Origin of the sequence: Psychrobacter coccoides (assembly GCF_017498085.1) — a bacterium.
GTDB classification, from domain to species: domain Bacteria; phylum Pseudomonadota; class Gammaproteobacteria; order Pseudomonadales; family Moraxellaceae; genus Psychrobacter; species Psychrobacter coccoides.
Map to the genome: position 1 here is coordinate 39862 of NZ_JAGBKM010000017.1, position 20590 is coordinate 60451.

The following is a 20590-nucleotide window of genomic DNA, read 5'->3' on the forward strand; positions in this document are numbered from 1 at the left end:
TTTTGTGCACTAATCTCATTAGTTTGGAGTAATCAATGTACGGTATTCCTGTTAGTAGCAATTATCTAGAAGCTCAATATTTAATTGGAGTAGATTACCTGCAAGGTAATAAAGTAGCACAAGACTATGCACAAGCTTTGAAATGGTTTCAAAAGTCGGCGAGTGAAGACTATGCGCCAGCTCAAGATGTTATAGGGTGTATGTACAGCTATGGCTTTGGTGTTGATCAAGATTATGCTAAGGCATTTGAATGGTGTTCAAAAGCGGCAGAGCAGGGCTACGATATTGCTCAAAACAATGTTGCTTATCTTTATAAGAAGGGCTTTGGTGTGTTGCAAGATAATAGTAAAGCTTTTGAGTGGTATCAAAAAGCATCTGAACAAGATAATGCAGATGCTTATTACGAGCTGGGTAATTTTTATAACGAAGGCGTAGGAGTTGAAATAGATAAAGACAAAGCTAATTATTACTATTATAAAGCAGCATTTAAGGGGCATTTAGAAGCAGAGCAGCGTTTGCAGAAGAATAATGAGCCGCTTGAAGAAGATAAGCACTCTAATAAAAAAGTGGTAGAAGAAGCTGATGCAGATAGTCATATCGAAATCATAAACTTTGAAAGCGATCGGAGTATTTCATTCAAAACGTTCTTTGATAGTTATTTTCGTGATGAGTCAAAAATGTTGCCTCAAAACCCTGGTGGAGGTGTCTGGTTTTATGAAAGTATGGATTTTGACGAAAGTTCTAAATTTTTTGATAAAGCAAATGGTCTTAGAGAGAAAAATGACTACATGATTGATACTACGTATGCAGATTTTATTATTGATACAACTTTCATTAGAAACTTTGGTGCTGGTCTTTTCTTACATGTACATCAAAATAGTTATCAATTTCATTTAAAAAATGACACCAATGACTGGGAAGTATTGAATGATATCGAAGAAGCCTACTACAGCGAAAGTGATAAAGCTCTGTATATAGAGGATTATAAAATAAATCTGGTAGGAGATGCCGCTCGTTTTTATGGTAAGAGGCTTGTAGATTGTATCAATGCATATTTAAATCAAAACGAAATTGATAAAATCGATGAAGAAATGGTGTTTAATTCAGAGCTTGTGACTGGTGCGCTGGATGATATTGATGGCAGACTTGCTGAGATTAACCAAAAGCTTAATGAGCTACGTGAAGATAACGCAGCTTAAAGCAGACTTACTATGAACTTTCCTTGTAATCAATGCGGCTGGTGCTGTCAAAACCTCGATAAAAACAAAGTGTATGCTGCTTTGGATAGGGGTGATGGCACGTGTAAATGGTTCGATATAGCGAATAAAAGTTGCACGATTTATGAGTCACGTCCAACAATATGTAATATCGATGCAATGCACGAGTCTTACTTTTCAGATTTGGACTATGACGAATACATTGCTTTGAATATAAGCGTTTGTCAATCTGTGCAAATCGAACATCAACTACCACTAATTCAGATATAACTAAAAAAGGACTCTACTATGCCTATTCCTCTAATTATAGGTGCAGGTGCACTGGCTGCCTCAGGCCTCGGAATCACCAAAGGGGCTAAAGGTGTCTCTCAATTATCTGAAGCCAATGCTACTATCGAAAGAGCGCAAAGAAGGCTAGATAAGAAGCGTAAAGCACTGAGTAACCTTCGGATAGATACGAATGATGAGCTTAGAAATTTAGGACAGCTAAAAGTTGATATTTTTAACAATCAAATCAAGCATGTCATCGACACTATTAAGAAAGTAAAAGACGCGGGTTCCAAACTTGAAAACTTTAGTCAAACAATCACAGAGCAAGAATATATCGATATACAGAAAAAGGTAACCGCTTCACTTGAATTAGAAAACGGTATTTTAACAGGAGCCGCAGCAGGTGTCCTTACGGGGATAGGCGCTTACGGATCTGTTGGGTTACTTGCTTCTGCTTCAACAGGCACTGCGATTTCTGCATTATCAGGAGCAGCTGCCAAAAGCGCTACGCTTGCATGGTTGGGTGGTGGATCTTTAGCAGCAGGCGGTTTTGGTATGGCAGGCGGTACTTTGGTACTAGGCGGCATAGTTGCAGCTCCCGCATTAGCTATAACGGGTCTACATCTTGCTGGTAAAGGCGAGAAGGCGCTAACCCAAGCACGCGATGCAAAATTTAGAAGCAGTTGCAATATAGCCGCGATTGAATTAATGGAAGTAGGCGTCAAAGCTGTCATGACTAATGCTTTAGAAGTTCAGATGGTATTACTCGAAACGGTTAAACGTTTTGAGAAAATCAAAGTATATGATAATTCAGATCCAGTAGCGTTCCAGACAATGCTTGCTTTAGGTAAGTCGCTAAAAAATATTTTAGATCAGCCTCTTTTAAATAATGAAGGTGAAGCAGTACAAAATATTCGCTACAAGTGTGAAGGCTATCTTGAAATCTAATAAGGAATATAAACATTATGAAAGATGTGATTACAGCAAGCTCTAAGAAAGCTATTAAGACGGTAAGCTCCAAAAATCCAGCCTCTAGTGCTTATCAAGGCTTTGAGATGCTGGTTAAGGCTTACGCAGATTATAAAACTGTCTGTCAGACTGAATACACAAAACGTGAAGCGATAGCTGCATGGGAAAATGTACATCTTACTAAGTCCAATAACCAAAGAGAGTTTCTAGAGTCTTATCTAAAAGAACGCTTCGCAGAACGTCGTCATGTGATAGATGAGATGTTCGCAAGGCTTGATCAGGGGATTGAAAATGATAATCCTGAGTTGATCACGATGGCTATGAGCGCGATCGAAAATACGGTTAAGTCTTCACCGCTTCAAGAAGCAGGTCAGGTGTTAATAGCGATGAATGACCCAAACATCGAAAAAATTGAGTTTTAAAAGTAATAAATACTTGAGTCGATTTAGTGCTATAAATCTATTTTACTAAAATAAAAACTAATTTACTTAACTTTAGCGAGTAGGGCGGTTTATTTTTTGCCTAATAATGAACGCAGCTGTTTAATCGTGGCATGAATGCTTTGATCAAGTACAAGTTTTGCAAATAAAGGCTCATAGCTCTTTGGTAGGGCAGGATTATCAGACAATTGCGGGTGTAATGCACTTTTGCATTTTTGCGCAGTATGGGGGGTGTTTTGACCTAACACACTTAGCAACATGCCTTCTAAGCATAACGGCTTTGAATATAAGATCGTAATGCCTGAATCTTTAGCGGCTTTAATATCTTGTTGGTTTACAGGAACATCGCTATCCATCAAAATAAACTTTTTATCATAACCAACATGACGGCTTTTTTTGACGGTGTCTTTAATAATATCGTGCGGTGATCCGCCACTTGAAAAGTCTAAAGTGATTTTACTACCAGAGCGCCTTTCATGATAGATACCTTTCATATGACTCAAAAAGGCCTTGTCATGCTCACCTTCGCCCATAACAAGCAAGGTGGTTTTGTTGACTGACCTAGGTTTGCGCTTTGCCATAATCTAGCCCCTTATAGATTTGGTATCGCGTCAAACGCGCCAGCCATATACTTGGCATAAAGATTATCGTCATTACGAACCCCTTCCATTTCATCTAACCGCCAAGCTTCTGAAGCCTGCTCATATTTTTCGACCAAATATATTTGATGCTTATTTAATAGATTAAACACTTCAGGAGTATGGCAACTAAAAATAAGCTGAGCATTATGAGGGTTATGATGCAATGAGCGGAACAAGTCAAAAATAGCAGGTAACAGTAGGGGGTGTAAGTCATTATCAAGCTCATCGATAATAGCTACGCCACCATTCTTAAGCACAGGTAGGATGAGACCAAGCAAGCTATAAGCAGATTGTGTGCCATTAGACTCTTCATAAATCATCAGCTCAAATGATTCGTCACCGACTTTATGAACACCAAAGGGCAGCAGAACTTCCTGTTGCTTCCCTTCGTTTATCATCATTACACTTTTTATATTAATCTCATCGATACCTGTATCAAACTGACAAAGTAGCTTTTCTGCAGTTTGTTTTAAACCATCATCCTTAGCAAACAATTCAGTCATCTCAGGTATAGACTGGCTAAGACTGCCAAGCCTACCCATTGAGACTACATTGGTTTTATAGCCTTCAAACATCTCAATGATTGCTTCTGCCAGTGGTTCATCAAGCAAATTAGCATAACTGATCAAAGAGGCATTTTTTTTCACGTCATCTGCAAGTGATGGGATGACAAAACTGCGATGCTTATAAATCATCTTATCACCGTCATAGTGACGGCTAAAAACATAGCTAAATAAGCGACTGGTTTTTTTATATAATGCTTCGTTGCTTACGCGGTTTTGGCTAAGCGTTAGCTCATAGCGATATTCTTCATAAACACCATCAGTATTTTTGAGTAAAAAACCCATTTCAAATTCAGAGGTATTTTTTTTGTTCAGCGCAAAGGGGCTATATGGGATATTGTCTTCTGAATCAAGGCTACTAGTAGAGCCACAAATAAACCAGCGCAAAAACGATACTGCTTTGAGTAGCTGTGTTTTACCAGAGCCATTTGCACCTAAGATTGCTGTGACTTTATTGAGCCGATACTGGTCATGCTCAGTATCAACGTAGAAGTCATAGTTAGACTCGGTCGGCTGCTTACCTAGCGTAAAAGACACCTCGGTTGACTCAGGGTAAGAGTAAAAATTATCGAAACGAAGATAGGTGATCATAGTCAGCCATTTTTAACGGTATTTTGTGGTTTATGGGTTACAATAGCATAATAACGGTCACGTAGTATAGTTTAGACTTGTCAAAACCGTCATACTTTCAGTGTTCTCGCAATATTTGATTCGAAGCTCCTTGAAACTAACTTGACCATTTTCGATCGCTTGCTTAATAATTTTCTGACGCGCATTGAGTTTAGCATTACCTGCTTTTACTTCAGCAATAAAGGGCGTGAACTGTTCACTGATTTGACCTTTTAGAACGTTACGCTGCATGTTATTAGAGCGCTTTTTAGCGCCCTTTATTTTTTGTGCAAGCTCAACTTCAAACTCAGCTTTTTGCTGGGTTATCGCGGTTTGAATATTGGCGATCTCACGCTCGTTTTGTAAAATGGTTTTGTTTTGCGCTAAAATTTTTTGGGCAGTAAATACCAGTAAAACCAAAGCAGTAAGAATGGTGAGTAGTAAAATAGTATTGCTCATAATCGGTTCCTAAGTAAAATATAATAAACGTGTCTATGCATCTGGCTATTGCTTTGGTGTCATATCCATTTCTTGTAGTCGAGCAAAAACAGTATCTGAAAAGGGCTTAAAGTAATTCCATGATTTGTATTTTTGGTTATACTTGCCGCCGCCTTCGTTACGCCACTGCTTTAGTATTTCGATGACATCGTGGTTATAGGTCACGCATTTCACCGATACCATGCCTGAGTTAAATACTCTCACATCTACCCAACTGTGCTTGATCGTAAAGCGATAAGTGCTATAACCCTTATCAAAGCTTTCATTGCCATCTTCTTCAGTGATTGTTTGGCAGTTATAGATAGGTTCAGCTGATAGAGTAGGCGCTGAAAAAGTACTTGGTTCAGGGAATACCCATTGTTTATTATTCACACAGTCTAAAATGTAGTCTTTCGCTTCAGTGCTTGGCAGCTCCATATCCTGTTTAAGAATCTCACGCAAGTCGATCTCTATCGTCTTGATACCAAGCTGCTTAATAAAAGCAGATTTATCCGCATCGATAAATGACGTTACTGCCACTTCGATAAACATTATCTCGTCATTAATAGTCGCTACTAAATCAGGTCTTATAACTCCAATTGCTTGTTCTGCGACCAGATGATCAAACTGCCAAGTCTTATCATCATCATTTTGTTCATCAGGTAATGCTGGTAGTGTTAAATATTTCTCTTCCATAATGACTTGTTTGGCAAACTTGTGTAGGATACTTTCAGGGTGAATCGTACAGCTTTCTTTATTGCTAAGGTGTGCGAAATGATGTTCGTTTTTATCACCTTTACGAGCCACCACAGGCTCCGCGCACTCAAAGCAAAAACACATACAAGCCAGCCCTCGCTCGACTTGCTTAACGTTGACGATTTGCTTTTCCTCATTAACAGCGATTGACATTGACATAGTTACCATCCTTTTGTTAGTTGTTTAGGAGTGAGGTAACTATGCGCGGAAATTTAGTTTTAAAACAGGCTGCTATAGGGATGTTAACAGGGGTTTAAACGGTAAATTTTTATGAAAAACAATCACTTGATAGTATTCAATGAATTGTATAATCAGTTGTTAAACTATCCCCGTGATACGCTTTGGAATACGTATTTAAAAACTATCGTCAGTGAGCAGCTAAGAAAAATCGAGTATTCGGACGAAGCGTTTGAGCCTGAAAAGCTATCGAGACAGCAAATTTATGCCAAAGCAAAAAACATCGATGAAAAAAATGTAGACAGTCAAACTGCTAAAAATGCAGTTAAAACGACAAAGCTAAAATCGACTTTGGAAGCGTTCATTAACGATCAGCCGGACTGTAAAAAGGCGTTTATAGAACTAGGGTATAAGCCAATAATTGTCACATCGGCATCAGGAGGAGGTTCGAAAAATAAGACTTTGCTATGGATGGATATTCAAGTCATCGAAAATGAGGCAGTAGAGCATATAGATGAGACGGCTTTAGTTAATACTGACGATGATATCGAAAGCGTTGATGATATAAGCAGTATCACTTACGAGCGTAAAGCCACATCCAACATTAAGCCATCATTATTTACCAAGCTGTTTTTTAAACAAGGCGAGCTTAAAGTGCTTAGCGTACGAGGAGTATCGCTCATGCTACTGTTGATGGCTGTGTTCGTCTCAGATATTTTAATAGCGATATACGCCTTTTTGGTACTTTTACTGCTGGATGATCTGCCTACGGTCAGCTTGTGGCAAGCCATTTTATTTAGTGCAATGATACCTTTTGCTTATATCAGCTGGCGCTACTTTTTCATGCCGTTATACTTGCTGCCTTATCATCGTGTGATCAAAGCGCCTATGTTTTTTGCCAATGTGAATGTTGATAATGCTGATATCGAAATGTATAGGGACAAAGACAGACTCAATGTTGCTAGAGTAACTGAATTTACTGCTACTTGTCCTATCTGTTCAGGAACGATCATACTGGCGCAAGGTAAGCCTGATCAAAAGCCACCGCTGGTAGGACGCTGCAAGGAAGCACCCCATGCTCATGTTTATAGCTTTGATCGGATGACGATGAAGGGATGCTTTTTGGGTGTGCCGAACTACTTATCTGATAAACTCTAAATCTTTAATAGTAAGGAACAGCGACTATATATTAGGCTCCCTTCTAAGATGCTGTTAAGATATGAGCCGAATTATTGTCTACAGCCAGTTTTCATAACAAAGTTTATAGAGTTCTGATAATAAGTGAAGGTGCGTATGGATTCTGAAGCTTATAGCTACGAACAGCAATATGATACTTCTATAAATATTATAGGAAGTATTAAAGAGCTAGATACAATTTCTAATCTGATTAAAGCTGAGTTATATCCAGACATCATGGATATAGAGCTGGTTAAGCGAGAGCTTGGAATTAGAACTGAAAAGAGTATTTCAAGAGTTGAGCATGGTGTAAAGAAAGCTTTCATGTCTTTCGTCAGCGAGGAGCATGAACAGTTTTTTCATAAAATATTTAGTAAAGATATTAATAAAGCCGATATGTCATTTATATTGTATTGGCAGCTTTTAGTCACAAACCCACTCTTTCGAGAGATAACCAAGGGACTGTTTGTTAAGTATTATTTTGAAGGTCGGGTACATATTGATACAGATGACGTTTTAGGATATGTTTTAGAGCTTAAAAATAAAAATGAGACAGTAGACTGGTCTGAGAGCACGATAAAAATAATAGCTAATAAGTATCTTAACCTGATGGCTAAATTTGGATTCTTAGAAAAAAAAGGTAGAAAAAGAATTTTTGTATATGCCACTTTATCGCCTGAGCTACAAGTTATAGCACTGTATTTTTCTAGATTTTATCCGTCTGGAAGTAGTAGTGTTCTGTCTAATGAGTTAGCGAAGCTAAGCTTCATCTCACAAGATGACTTGGTTCATAAGTATAAGAAGCTATCAAAAAATGGATTGTTTGATATGAGCTTTAATGGTGAAGCCTTAGCATTTAAATTGAATGATGATATTGAGAGAGTAATTGATGTCTTATACGGGTAATTATCAGGCTAGATTTGCAAGCTTAGACGATGCACTTAGAAATAGTGATCAAATCGTTAGAAAGGCTAATGGCGGCAACAGCATCTTGTTCTCTTACCTCCCAGAAAAAGAGCAAGAGTGTATCTCAGGTGCCAGACAGCACTATGGTGATCAATCTGAGTTCAAAGCAGAGTTTATCGATATTAGTAAACTGCTTGTTACTTTTATTGATAAGGATGGTTGGGAGGATTTCTCCGCTTACTACAATGACATGAAGCCTAGCCACATTGTTTTTAAATCAGATGATCCAGAAGAAGACCTGTTTGACTTGATTATAAAAGCGATTAAAACAGCTAGTGCTAATGGTAAGATACCGTTTTTAATACGGAGCGGCTGCCTCTATGGTACTGGAATTGAAAACGTAAATATTATGGAACATAGAGATATCATGAGCCTTCAGCATCCTCTAGTTATATTTTATCCATCAGCAATTTCTGAAGACAATATTCACTTTTTAAACTTTAAGCCAGCATCCAAGTACCGCTGCACTTTGGTAATGTAAGGAAAAATATGACAACTATAAAAGACATACTTGTATTGGATCTTAATGAAGATATTAAGAACGTTATTGATCTTGAAGATCGGTCAGAAGCAGAGATCCAGCAAGAAATTGAGTCGTACATTGTTACTGAAGGGATTGGTAAGCATTTAGGTGAATTTTCTGATGAGTTCACATCAAACATCAAAGAGACTGGTGTTTGGTTGTCGGGCTTCTATGGTTCTGGTAAGTCGTACTTTGGCAAAATGCTCGGTTATATTATCGATAATCCCATTATCAATGGTACCCCTGCACGAGAGCGTTTCATTCCAAGGTTAAAAGGCGTAACTGATGCGAGCCTTATCGAAAACTCCATTCGAAATTTAGATAAGATTAATAGCCGTGTTGTTTTTTTAGATGTTGCAAAACAAAATACGGAGCGTGGTCTAGCTTTTACCTTATTCGCTAATCTATTAAAGAACTTAGGTTTAAGAGACGATATCTATGGCTACATGGAGTTTGATCTTCTGATTGATGGTAAGCTCGATGAGCTTAAAGCCGTAGTACAGAGGCTTGAGTCAGAGCCTTGGGATGAGCTTAAAAAAAGTAACCGTAGAGTTGCTGGAGTCATGCGTAGAGCTTATATCGAAATGGGTGATAGCGAGGATGATTATGAAGATACTAAAAATATATATAGTGCTGCGATAGATGATTTCTCAGCCAGTAAGTTTAAAGAAGCCTTAAACAGTTATTTTAAATTTAACTCTGACGAGACTTTGGTTTTTATTTTTGATGAAGCCAGTGAAGCTATTAGTCAAAGAAAATTCACACTATTAGACCTAGAGGGTATTAGTGAAGCGCTTTCAAGTGTTAGTAATAAAGTTTGGACGATTGCTATTGCCCAAGAAAAGCTTGATGACGTTATTAACAACGCAAATATAAGTCGAAGTAACTTAATAAAAGTAACGGATCGCTTTAAGACCAAGATTCATCTTGAATCGACCGAAGTAGACATTATCATTCGTAGCCGCCTACTAAAGAAAACAGAGCAAGCTAATGCAGACCTACTTGCCTACTATAAGCAAAACGAAGGCCTTATTAGTAATGCCACTAACCTAAAGTCTTCATTCCCAACAATAACAGAGTCAGCCGATGACTTCGCCATTTACTATCCGTTCCATAAGTATCAATTTGATATCTTACAAAAATTCCTGTTCAGCTCAAATGCTTTAGTAGCCACACAGGTCGCTGCTCGTGGCATGATTATTACTACGTTTGATATCTTACGAAAGCAGATGCGAGATAAAGAGTTGTATGCTTTTACTCGAGGTTTTGAGGTTTGTGATCAGGCTCAAACTGCACCACCAATTGATTTAGTTAATAAGTACGATACAGCTAAAAAAACACTTAGAAATAGTGATATCGAAATTGATGGCGAACAATTACTAAAAACCATACATTTACTCTCTGATTCCGAAGTGGTCGAACCAAACCTAGATAATATTACCAAAAGCTTTATTTCGGATATAACCAGTTATTACGACTATAAGCCTAAAGTTGAGTCAGCTTTGAGTCTATTAATTGATGCGAAAGTTTTACTATCTTCTAATAATAACTACAAGATAACGTCTGACCTCGAAGGTAAGATGTTAGAGGAGATGAATAGTTTCGATATCGAACTGTTTAGAAAAAAACGTGAGCTTACTAAGCACTTAATTGATTATAAAATATTTAGTCCGGTGGCATCTTACAGTGACGGTAGCGATTCCTTTAAGTTCAATGTAGAAACAGACTCTGGGGAAGTGTTAGTTGCATCTAATGATAAAGCGCTAAAACTCATTATTTATAGCTTATTCAATATCAATGAAGATAGACAGGATGTTGTGGAGCAGTTGAAGTTAGATACACAATATCAAAAAGATACTATTACTCTGATACCTAAAACATCTGACTTTTCTAAAATAGATAAGTTAATAGGTGAAGTAGAGCGTTATAAGCATATTGAAGATAAGTACTCAAACGAAAAAGATATCAACAAACGCCAAATTGTTCGACAGTTTCAAATTATTCGAGAAGAAAAACAAAGAGCTTTAAGAGGGCTGATTGAGGATGCCTATTACAACGCCACTTTGGTTTATATGTACAGTGACGAGCTACTAAATATCGATGGATTTAAAAGTATTATAAATACCAATCAACAGAGTGCAGTGAAGAATGTTTTTACCAAGCGCTTATCTAATCAGCTTTCTGAAAACTTAGTCCCTAAAATATTTAGTACACACAAGGAAAGCATCAGCGATTTATTTACAGCGAACGACTTTCAGTTTTTTGATAAAAACGGTAACTTCGTTGGTGATAATCTTAAAGTTGTTGAAGAGCTAAACGCTAAAATCAAAGCTCGTTACATAGATGGCAAGTCCTTAGAAAGTGAATTTTCGGGAGCGCCGTGGGGCTATAGCTATGGTACTTTAGCGGCTTCGCTTGCAGCTTTACTTCGTGCTGGCCGCTTGTCTGTTAAGTTTAATAACGATACCTATTTTTCACACGATGAGAAAGCAGTGCATGAGGCTTTTACTAATACCACTAAGTTTAAATCTGCTTCTTTTAAGTCAATTACCGCTAATTTAACGGCCACACAAAAGAGTCAAGCTGTGCAGTTGCTAATGGATCTATCAGCTCAGGACTATATTGATAAGAAAGTCGACTGGAATATTAATGACTTTGATTTAGCTGAAAGTATCAGCGCTTTGGCAACATATTTTATTGGCGCAATCAACAGCCTTCATAGTACTGAAGATAATTTCGATGGGCTTTTCCCAGCAGTAGTTAAACTAAAAACCATATTACAGCCCTTTTCTGGAAAGGTGATAGAGAGTAACTATATCGATAAGGTTGAATTGCTTTTAGGTAATAAAGATGAGTTTAGTAATGCTATTAAAACGATTTTAAAAACGCAGAAGTTTGTCAAAAATAATCTCCCAAAAGTAAAAGGTTTCCAACAGTTTATTGATGATGTCAAACAAGAGCTTGAGAAAGCGGATCGTAAGAACGTCGATATCGAAGACTCGTCTCAAAATTTTGATCGTCTATTTAAGCAAGATATAGTCAAAAACTTCGGTGAGCTCCAGCAACAAGTGCAGGTAGTGAAGGATGCTTACTATAAGCTCGTTAAAACGGCTTCAGAAGCAATGAGCCACGAGTATAGATTACTTCAAGGTAAGGTGGACGAAGCGCAGCGTGAGCTTCAAAAGTATCCTGCTGAACCTAATCAACGAAACCTGCAACAATTAGACTCAATAAAGAATTATGTAGACAAACGTGTGGTTGGTGAACCTGCTCTAGGCTATAGTACCAATTGCTCAAATAGTGGTTATTCGTTATCTGATATTTTGAATTACACTATTCAAGCACCTTTGAAAGACAATGAGCTACTGATCCTAAAGAGTGGCTTTATTAAAGAGTTGCCACCACAGCCAGACGTTTCAGAGCTTGTCTCTAATATAGATAGTAATAACGAGAGTGACTCTGATCAATACACACCACCAGCACCTAAAAAACCTCGCAAGGTTGCTTTTAACATACCTAGCCGAGTAATGACTGTGCAGGACTATAAGACGTTTTTAAGTGATCAACTGCGAGCATTGGCGAGTGCAAAGCCCGAAGATGAAATTGAACTCGAAATAGAAATACAAGACTAAGGTAGAAACGGAATGAAGTTAGCTGATCACGTAGAGCAAATAAGAGAATTGATAGAAGCGTCTTTTGACAAACAGTTTGCTCGATTAGGCTTTGGTAAGACTAAGCAAATGGACGACGACAAAGTTGCCAACCTACCTGACGAGATTAAAGCTAAGCGTGAGCGTTTTATCGCTATGCTGGATAATCATATCAGTGAGACAGGTAGCTACGAGAGTGGTCGTGAAAAGCTGTTAGATGAGCTAACTTTTACCCTGTTTAACCGCCTAGCTGCTATTAAAGTCATGGAAGCGGCTAACTTGTTCCCACCAGTTCTAATCAAGCAGGTAGAGCATGGAGACCGCTCACTTGGTCATAAAATGTGGCTAGAGATATATTCCCACATGCGTGACGAAGAGCTTGAAGGAATCCGAGACTATATTAAGTTTGCCTTTGATGAGCTAGGTGGGACTCTACCGCTCTATAGTAAAGCGTACGCTTATGCATTACTACCAGACACTATCAGTCTCAACGACATCATTGATCGGTTTAACGCAGTCGAGATAGATGAACAAATCACTAAAGAATATGTAGAAGGTATTTGGAACAGTGATGATGTCTTAGGTTGGATGTATGAGAGCTATAACAATCAAAAGAAACAAGCCCACAAAGACAGCAAAGATAAGACCGAATACCACAAGGTCTCACTGCAATCGCAAGTGTATACGCCGCGCTGGGTAGTACAGTTTCTCGTCGAGAACTCACTAGGCAAGATGTATCTCGAGATGCACCCAAATTCTGAGATTAAAGACAATTACAAAATTGCTAATGCCCCTTCTACTCAGACTCGCACTCCCAAGCCATTACATGAAGTTAAAATCATTGATCCAGCTTGTGGCTCAGGTAACTTTTTACTGTACGCCTTTGACTTCTTCTATGAGCTATATATTGATCAAATAGAAAACTATGGCGCTGACTATGAAGAAGGTGATATACCAAAGCTCATTATAGAGAGTAACCTACATGGTATTGATCTTGATGATCGAGCCATTCAGCTAGCTCAGCTTGGTCTATTTATCAAAGCTAAGAAGAAGCGCAGCAGTATCGGTGAGATAAACTATAACGTCGTATCATCTGACTTCTACCTACCTGAATATGATCATGTTCGTCAAATATTCGAGCAAGGTAACACACTGGATAAAAGTCAGAAAGAGCTGATAGAGAATGTCTGGAGTGACCTACAAAATGCTTATAAGTTTGGTTCTCTAGTAAGAATTGATGAGCAAATACAAGAGCAGCTAAGAGCTGTCGAAGAGCGAGCTCATGATGATTTATTCGCAGCAGCGGACTTGGCTGAGCATCAAAGCTTTGCTGGAACTTTCTTTAAGAATCTATCTGAAGCCGTAGAGCAGTATGCAAGCACAAGTACTGATACCTTTTTAACCAGTCAAACTCAGGACGCTATTACGTTCCTTGAGCTTTTAACTACTAAATATGATGTGGCTACAGCGAATCCACCTTATACGGACAGTGCTGACTTTGGGCCAGACTTAAAAAAGTTTATTAATGATAATTATAAGAAGCCATATAACTTTAGCACTAACCTATATGCGACCTTTATTAAACGTTGTTACGAGCTGACGAATGATAGCGGCAAGATTGCTATGATCCATCCACGTACTTTTATGTTTATCAAGTCATTTGAGGATGTTCGTAGTTTTATACTGGATAAGACCCACATCAGTATTTTTTGCGACTTTGGGTATAGTGATTTGTTTGGTCAAATCCATGTTGACCCAATATTGTACTGTCTAGATAAAAATAGGTCTGATAAGAAGTCATTTTTCATTTCACTAGATCAGTATACTAGAACTCCTAAAGAGAAATTTAAGAAAAAAATATTTTTCAGTGCACTCAGTGACTATATACGAAATTTACAAAACGAACACAATTATGCAATCTTACAAAATGAATTAAAGAGTATCCAGTCTTCTCCATTTATTTACTGGATTAGCAAAGAATTCAGAGATAAATTTTTAGAAGAACCTTTAGGAAAGCATAATAAAGCCTTAACAGGATTAATGACGGGTAATAATTTAAAGCATTTGAGGTTTTTTTGGGAGGTTGATAACAAGGAGGTTTCAGACTATTACCCAGAGGATAAGAAAAAATGGGTTCCATATCAAAAAGGTGGGCCTTTTGTACGGTGGTATGGAAATAATTGGATATTAGTCAATTATTTTAATCAAGGATCAGAGTTAGCTACAACAGACAATAAGGCATTTTATTTTAAAGAAGGCTTATCTTATTCTGCATCAGGTCAAAAAGGAGCAAGTTTTAGATTTATTGATAATAAATATGCTTTTGATAAAGGTGGACCTTGCGTGTTTAGCATGAATCAAGAAGTTGATAACATGTATTTACTAGGTTTCTTGAACTCTAAACTCACTCAATATTTGGTTAGTTGTTTAAACCCGACGGTTAATAGACAAGTAGGTGATATTCGAAGAATTCCATTAGTGATACCGAAAAAGAATCAATGCAAAGAGGTTTCTTTACTATCTAGTACATGCGTTATGGTTAAGAAGGAACTAGCTTCTTTTTCTGTTGTCGAAGTTTTATTCAAACAATCCCCAATTAGCTTTTATCAAGGAACGAGCATTAGAGATGCAGTGACTAAGTTTATTAATTATGAAAACTTTTTGCTGTCACAGGTTTTTCTTAATGAGTCTATTATTAATATCTTAATATTTGGTATTTATGACTTAACTGTCCATGACCAGAAAGTAGTTATCGATAGAGAGGGCAACAGTATAGGCGGGTTGCCAGTATCTGAAGAAGCTCGTCAAGCATACCTATTAGAAGAAAATGCTGTAAAAGAATTTCCACTGGATGATATCAAAGATTTTATTAAAGCGTTACCAGTAAAAGAATTCACAGAAGAAGAACGTGAAAAAATAGAGTCTGGTTTCCCTGCACTGTATCAAAGCAATAATAACTTAGAAGAATTTTGTATTCGTCATCAAGTTAACCCTATCAACGTTTGGTACTGGTTTAAGCAAAGTAATGTAATACCCAAGCAACGTATGAATACGTTAGCGATGGAATTTTTGGCCGACATGATCCGTGAGATTCTCATGCAAGATGAAGACGGTATTGTTTCGTTAATGCCAAATTCTGGTGGTAAGCAAATGCTAGATTTGATAGAAGAAAAGTTCTATGAAAAAGGCTTTACTAGCGCTCAGTATTCTAGTTTTGACTCAGTTCTTGGAAGACCACTCGATAACTATATCAATAAATACTTTTTTGCAGAGCTATCTGATCATCTAAATTTATTCATGTATTTACCTAAGACTCCCTTTATCTGGCACTTAACCAGTGGCCCAGAGCAAGGATTTGACTGCTATATTATTATCTATAAATGGAGCCGTGATAACTTAATGCGCCTTCGCTCCGTCTATATAGAGAACCGTGAACGTGCCCTACAGAATCGTCAGAGTGATATCGCTGATAATGAGAGTGCCAGTGCCCAGAATGAAAAAGATCGCATCTTTAAGCAGCTAAAAGAGATTGAAGTCTTTAAGGGTAAGATTGATGAGTTGCTAGAAGAGGGCTATAACCCTATTTTAGATGATGGCGTGGGTAAGAATATTGCGCCATTGCAGCAGAAAAAAATGCTGGCTTACGATGTACTGAACGATGGCCAATTAAAAAAATACCTCAATGCTGACTGGTAAGGATTAAGTAAATGGACTTAAAATCGATACATGATGTTTTTACAAGTCGTATCCTAAGGATACCGTCTTATCAGCGAGGCTACTCTTGGAGTAACAGTGAAACTGGTGACAATGTCAAAGCTGACAATTTAAAGAAAATGAAAGGTGAACTGATAGATCTCTGGAACGATATTATTAACATACCAGAGGGAAAATGGCATTACACAGGTCTACTTACTCTAGTAGAAGTCAAAGATTGTGAGTATCAGTGGCTACCAAGATACAAGCAATTTGCTATTGTAGACGGACAACAACGTATAACTAGCATTCTTATCCTTATCACAGTCATGGTTGAAAAGGCTAAAAAGCTTGGCAAAGAGTTTGGGATAAGAGAAGGCGATACGACCATTCGTTACTTACATATCGAGAAAGATGGACTGTATGCGTATATTTTTGGCTATGACCAAGATAACCCAAGTGATAAATTTTTTAGACAACATATTCTAGGTTTAGACGTAGTAGAAGACGATAGTCGTGAAAGCGTTTACACCGAGAACTTGAAAAACGCCAAATCTTTCTTCGAAAAAATGGTCAGTCAATATTTGAAAGACTCTGATAACGAAGAGCAATCCTTGCAGGAGCTATTTGACCGAGTAACTGGTAACTTACGTTTTAACGAATATATATTACCAGAGGATCTTGATGAATACGTCGTTTTTGAAACGATGAATAATCGTGGCAAACCATTATCTGAGCTAGAGAAGTTAAAAAATCGTCTGATGTACCTAAGTGATAAGTTTCAAGTAAAATCAGAGGATTCAGAAAACTCTTCATTATCAGAGAATTTTACAATAGCACAAAAGCAAGACCTTATAAGTTCTATCAATAAAGGCTGGATAACCATTTACCAGGCTTTGGGAGCAAATAAAGAATCTCCTTTAAGTGATAATAATTTTATCAAAGCCCATTGGATCACTTATTTTGACCGCTATAACCGTAGTGAATCAAACGCCCATGCAATACATCTATTCAATGAATACTTTACGCTTGAACGTGTCTATGATAGCTCACTCACTGCGAATCATATTAGGCACTACGTCAAGTCACTACAAAGTTGCGCCGTTATATGGAATAAAATTCATCACCCTAGATTCTTCGAAGCTCATGAAAACAATATAAAACTGAGTATTCTAGGGCTTCATCGTGTGGGTTTTCAAGCATCGTTTAAACCTCTTGTCCTAGCTGCCTTATCACAAAATAACGCTAGCGACTATCTGCCAATGATTGAAGCATTAGAGAACTACGCATTTAAGGTATTTGACGTATCAGACAGACTTTCTCATACAGGTAACAGTAGGCTCTATCGTCGTGCTCCAAGAGTTTATTATTCAAACATATCTGCTAAAGATGCTTACAATGAAATACAGAACCAGACTAAAGATTATTATGTCTTCTTATTTTTCAAAAACCAGATGCAAAATATTCATGAAGCGAGAGGCTCCAAAGGATTCTACGGTTGGTCAGGGATACATTATTTTCTGTTTGAATATGACTCTTCTCTACGTGCTAAAAACCTTACATCTACCCAAGCTAGTAAACTAAATTGGCAGGATTTTAAGGGTAAGAATACTATTGAGCATATATACCCTCAAAGTGCAGCTCTAAGCTATGATCAATACTGTAAAGGTGAAGATACTCCTGAAAAAAAATCAGACTATCAAAAAATACAGCAGAAATGGTCAGCTTTTGAAGACTATACATCTGATCAAAGATCGCGGCTTTGTAATAGTTTGGGCAACTTACTTGCTATATCTCACAGCGATAATGCTAGCTTTAGTAATGACCAATTCGAGCATAAGGTAGACCAGTTAAACAAAGGCTCTAGTTACAAAGCAAGAGGATATCGTTACGATTCAATGAGTGCACAGATAGTTGCTAGTAGATATCCTAATTGGACCCCAGAGACCATAAAAGAAAGAGGGATTTCGATGCTTAAAGCGCTATTAACTATGATTGATGAAGATCAGGATAGGTTGAGTGAAGAAGAAGCTTTAGTTCTCTTAGGTCTAGAGTTTATGAGTACTAATAATGTTCAGCAGCTTGTAGAGGAAAACTAGTGTGATTGATACTTGGTTTAAGAAAGACTTATCACGCATCCATGAAAAGCATCCAGTAGCAGTATTCGTTGATGAAAGCGGTGAGGCTGAGTTTTTATTAAAAACTCTAGAAAGTGATACTACGATCTATCGTACCAGTGGTGAGTTGGATGAGCTAGAAGCTAAATATAAGCTTGAAAAAGCGCTACAGCAAAACTCTCTATTGGATCAAAAATTTGTGATCTATACCCAGCTCGCTAAAAGTAAGCTTACTTTTATACGTGAGTATTGCGAAACTAATGGTTGTATCGAAATACGCTATCTACAGAATTATGTCAGTGACAACGTTCATGAGACATTGAACATTAATATCAACTTACCTAAAGAAGATCTGATAGCGGCTGCTAAAGTGAGTGTTGGTAAAGATCGTACTTACTGGATGGATTTAAGTCATAAAGGTGCGTCTGAGATATTTGATCTTAAAAAAGAGCTGCTTCCTTTCGTTCATGATCCGAAAGGCTATGAAACAGAAAAGTATGATCAGGAAATACGTACAACTTTTTATCGTAAAGTTAACGATCTTCTTGGCCAAGAATATATGGACAAGCCAGCCAAAACACTAGCTGATGAAGTCGTCAAGGCCTTATTAGATGGTCTGGCGACCAATAGCTGTAATAGCACACTAATGGAAGTGTACTGCACTTGGTTAGACTCCATGAGCTATCGCGATTCATTTGCAGCTTACCTTACTAAATACACGTTAGATACAAACGTGGATATATGGCGAGTTGATCCAAACCACCCTTTTAGGCAGGTAGATAACAATTGGTTGAAGCAAATAGGTAATAAGTTGGCTAATAACAAGCTTGAGCAAGGAGAGAAGTCTCAGCTGATAGCTAAACTAAGACAACGCCATAAGAGCAAGCAGGCTCAAGCAGTAGGCATTACCTTTTGGAAAGACATAATTACCTTGCTGGAGTTTGAACCCAAAAATATTGCCTATCTAAATACTTTTGCTGAATGTGTCGATTACTATAAAGACCACTTCAGCCCTTTAGATACAGCAATACGTAATCTATATACTGAATTTTTGCAACAAGACGATGTTCTTGATCCTTTTCAAGAGTTGTATAAAGGCTACGTTGCCTTATTCTTAGATAAATGGTTTATGTATTTCGATCAGTATCAAGAAGATCAGACTGGCATATTACAAGACATCATTGATTCAAACAACGGTAAGATTGCAGTCATCGTAGGTGATGGGGTAGCTTATGAGATAGCTGAACAGGTAGCGATAAAGGTCGAAAGCTTAGGCAGCGACAGCAAGCTAACACGGAAACATATTCTTGCTGACTGGCCTTCTGTCACTGAAAACAACATGAGCCATATCTATATCTCTGATGGCACCGTAGAGCCTATACAGAGTAAGCGTGAAAAATACCTCACAGCAAAAAACTCTGGAACCAGTATCGACTATATACGTCTAGATGAAGTGAACGATGAAGCTTTGACAGGTCGCGTGCTAATTTGTACTTATAAAGACATCGATGACATGGGAGATAAGCTCAACAGTAAAGCGCTAAAATACTTCCCTGAGTCCATCGATTTCTTTGGTGAAAAAATCAACCAGCTATTAAAAATTGGTTATGCAAAAGTTTATCTCATTACGGATCATGGTTTTGTACTAACGGGGCTTCTAACTGAAGCTGATAAGATTATTAATAAACCTACAGGTGAAGCAAGCGTATATGAGCGCTATATGTGGACTGTGGATAAACAAGATAGCAGTTTTACAGAGAAGTTTGTTGAGAAAGCTAAAAGCTACAAAAACTTTAATTATCTTTACTTTGCTAAAAGTATGAGTCCTTTCAAAACGCCTAGTACCTATGGGTTTGCTCACGGAGGCCTAGCACCTCAAGAGCTTGTCACACCATATTTTTGTTGGTCAAAAGACAGTGATGAAGGATTAAACTTAGAGGTGTCTATTGCTAATAAAAGTGAATTGCTTAGCGTCACTGGTGAGCTTTATCGAATAGCATTAAAAGCAAATGCAAGTGAAGTAGACCTGTTCACGCAAGAGCGAAAGGTCATGCTGTTATTTTCAGCTAATAAGAGCATCATTAATAAGAGTGATGTAATAGCTATTCAAAGTAACAGCGAGCTCGGTAAAGAGTATACCTTTGATGGTCATAACGAAATTGAGGTGCAACTCATTGATGCTGTAACGAAACAGCAGCTTGATCGAGTTGTGGTCAAAAAGAATAATGATCGCGATCTAGGTGGGCTCTTCTAAAAAGCTCATACTTCATTCATTATTAGTATCGATACTACTGATAGAGCTTCTTTTAAGTGCCCTAGCGGTATTTACTAAGAGTTAAAACAAGG

At 37.7% G+C, this 20590-nt stretch carries 15 protein-coding genes; 11 read left to right on the plus strand and 4 right to left on the minus strand.

Annotation, left to right across the window (positions count from 1 at the left end; genetic code table 11):
* Nucleotides 1-35 precede the first annotated feature (35 nt).
* Genes J3492_RS09625 through J3492_RS09640 form a run of 4 tightly spaced genes read left to right on the plus strand, consistent with a single transcriptional unit; the run spans nt 36 to nt 2878 of the window.
* Complete coding sequence (locus tag J3492_RS09625; RefSeq protein WP_207991838.1) at nt 36-1199, plus strand: tetratricopeptide repeat protein; 1164 nt, start codon at nt 36-38, stop codon at nt 1197-1199.
* Nucleotides 1200-1211: 12 nt separating this feature from the next.
* Nucleotides 1212-1487: a YkgJ family cysteine cluster protein gene (locus tag J3492_RS13500; protein ID WP_207991839.1), complete on the plus strand. Its 276-nt coding sequence runs from the start codon at nt 1212-1214 to the stop codon at nt 1485-1487.
* 18 nt (nt 1488-1505) lie between these two features.
* Nucleotides 1506-2435 carry a hypothetical protein gene (locus J3492_RS09635; RefSeq protein WP_207991840.1) on the plus strand — a complete coding sequence of 310 codons (930 nt, stop codon included), beginning with the start codon at nt 1506-1508 and terminating at the stop codon, nt 2433-2435.
* 17 nt (nt 2436-2452) lie between these two features.
* On the plus strand, nt 2453-2878 hold the full coding sequence (locus tag J3492_RS09640; RefSeq protein WP_207991841.1) for a hypothetical protein: 426 nt from the start codon (nt 2453-2455) through the stop codon (nt 2876-2878).
* Nucleotides 2879-2967: 89 nt separating this feature from the next.
* Here J3492_RS09640 and J3492_RS09645 read toward each other — a convergent pair whose 3' ends face one another.
* Genes J3492_RS09645 through J3492_RS09660 form a run of 4 tightly spaced genes read right to left on the minus strand, consistent with a single transcriptional unit; the run spans nt 2968 to nt 6101 of the window.
* A complete protein-coding gene (locus tag J3492_RS09645; RefSeq protein ID WP_207991842.1) occupies nt 2968-3477 on the minus strand; it encodes a hypothetical protein in 510 nt (169 codons plus the stop codon).
* 11 nt (nt 3478-3488) lie between these two features.
* On the minus strand, nt 3489-4691 hold the full coding sequence (locus J3492_RS09650) for an AAA family ATPase (RefSeq protein WP_207991843.1): 1203 nt from the start codon (nt 4689-4691) through the stop codon (nt 3489-3491).
* A gap of 57 nt (nt 4692-4748) precedes the next feature.
* Complete coding sequence (locus J3492_RS09655; protein WP_243453204.1) at nt 4749-5168, minus strand: hypothetical protein; 420 nt, start codon at nt 5166-5168, stop codon at nt 4749-4751.
* 45 nt (nt 5169-5213) lie between these two features.
* Nucleotides 5214-6101: a competence protein CoiA family protein gene (locus J3492_RS09660; protein ID WP_207991844.1), complete on the minus strand. Its 888-nt coding sequence runs from the start codon at nt 6099-6101 to the stop codon at nt 5214-5216.
* A gap of 111 nt (nt 6102-6212) precedes the next feature.
* Here J3492_RS09660 and J3492_RS09665 point away from each other — a divergent pair, with 111 nt between their 5' ends.
* The 7 genes from J3492_RS09665 (at nt 6213) to J3492_RS13445 (ending at nt 20498) form a co-directional block, all read left to right on the plus strand.
* Nucleotides 6213-7277: a hypothetical protein gene (locus J3492_RS09665; protein ID WP_207991845.1), complete on the plus strand. Its 1065-nt coding sequence runs from the start codon at nt 6213-6215 to the stop codon at nt 7275-7277.
* Between the two features lie 135 nt (nt 7278-7412).
* Entirely contained in the window at nt 7413-8201 is a 789-nt protein-coding gene (locus J3492_RS09670) for a BrxA family protein (protein ID WP_207991846.1), read from the plus strand.
* A complete protein-coding gene (locus J3492_RS09675; protein WP_207991847.1) occupies nt 8185-8742 on the plus strand; it encodes a hypothetical protein in 558 nt (185 codons plus the stop codon). Before J3492_RS09670 ends, J3492_RS09675 begins: the two co-directional genes overlap by 17 nt.
* 8 nt (nt 8743-8750) lie before the next feature.
* Nucleotides 8751-12416 carry a BREX system P-loop protein BrxC gene (gene brxC / locus J3492_RS09680; protein ID WP_207991848.1) on the plus strand — a complete coding sequence of 1222 codons (3666 nt, stop codon included), beginning with the start codon at nt 8751-8753 and terminating at the stop codon, nt 12414-12416.
* A gap of 12 nt (nt 12417-12428) precedes the next feature.
* Nucleotides 12429-16130 (plus strand): BREX-1 system adenine-specific DNA-methyltransferase PglX, encoded by a 3702-nt coding sequence (pglX, locus tag J3492_RS09685; protein ID WP_207991849.1) that lies wholly within the window; start codon nt 12429-12431, stop codon nt 16128-16130.
* Nucleotides 16131-16141: 11 nt separating this feature from the next.
* A complete protein-coding gene (locus J3492_RS09690) occupies nt 16142-18226 on the plus strand; it encodes a DUF262 domain-containing protein (RefSeq protein WP_207991850.1) in 2085 nt (694 codons plus the stop codon).
* A gap of 1 nt (nt 18227) precedes the next feature.
* Complete coding sequence (locus tag J3492_RS13445; protein ID WP_207991851.1) at nt 18228-20498, plus strand: PglZ domain-containing protein; 2271 nt, start codon at nt 18228-18230, stop codon at nt 20496-20498.
* Nucleotides 20499-20590: the final 92 nt, after the last annotated feature.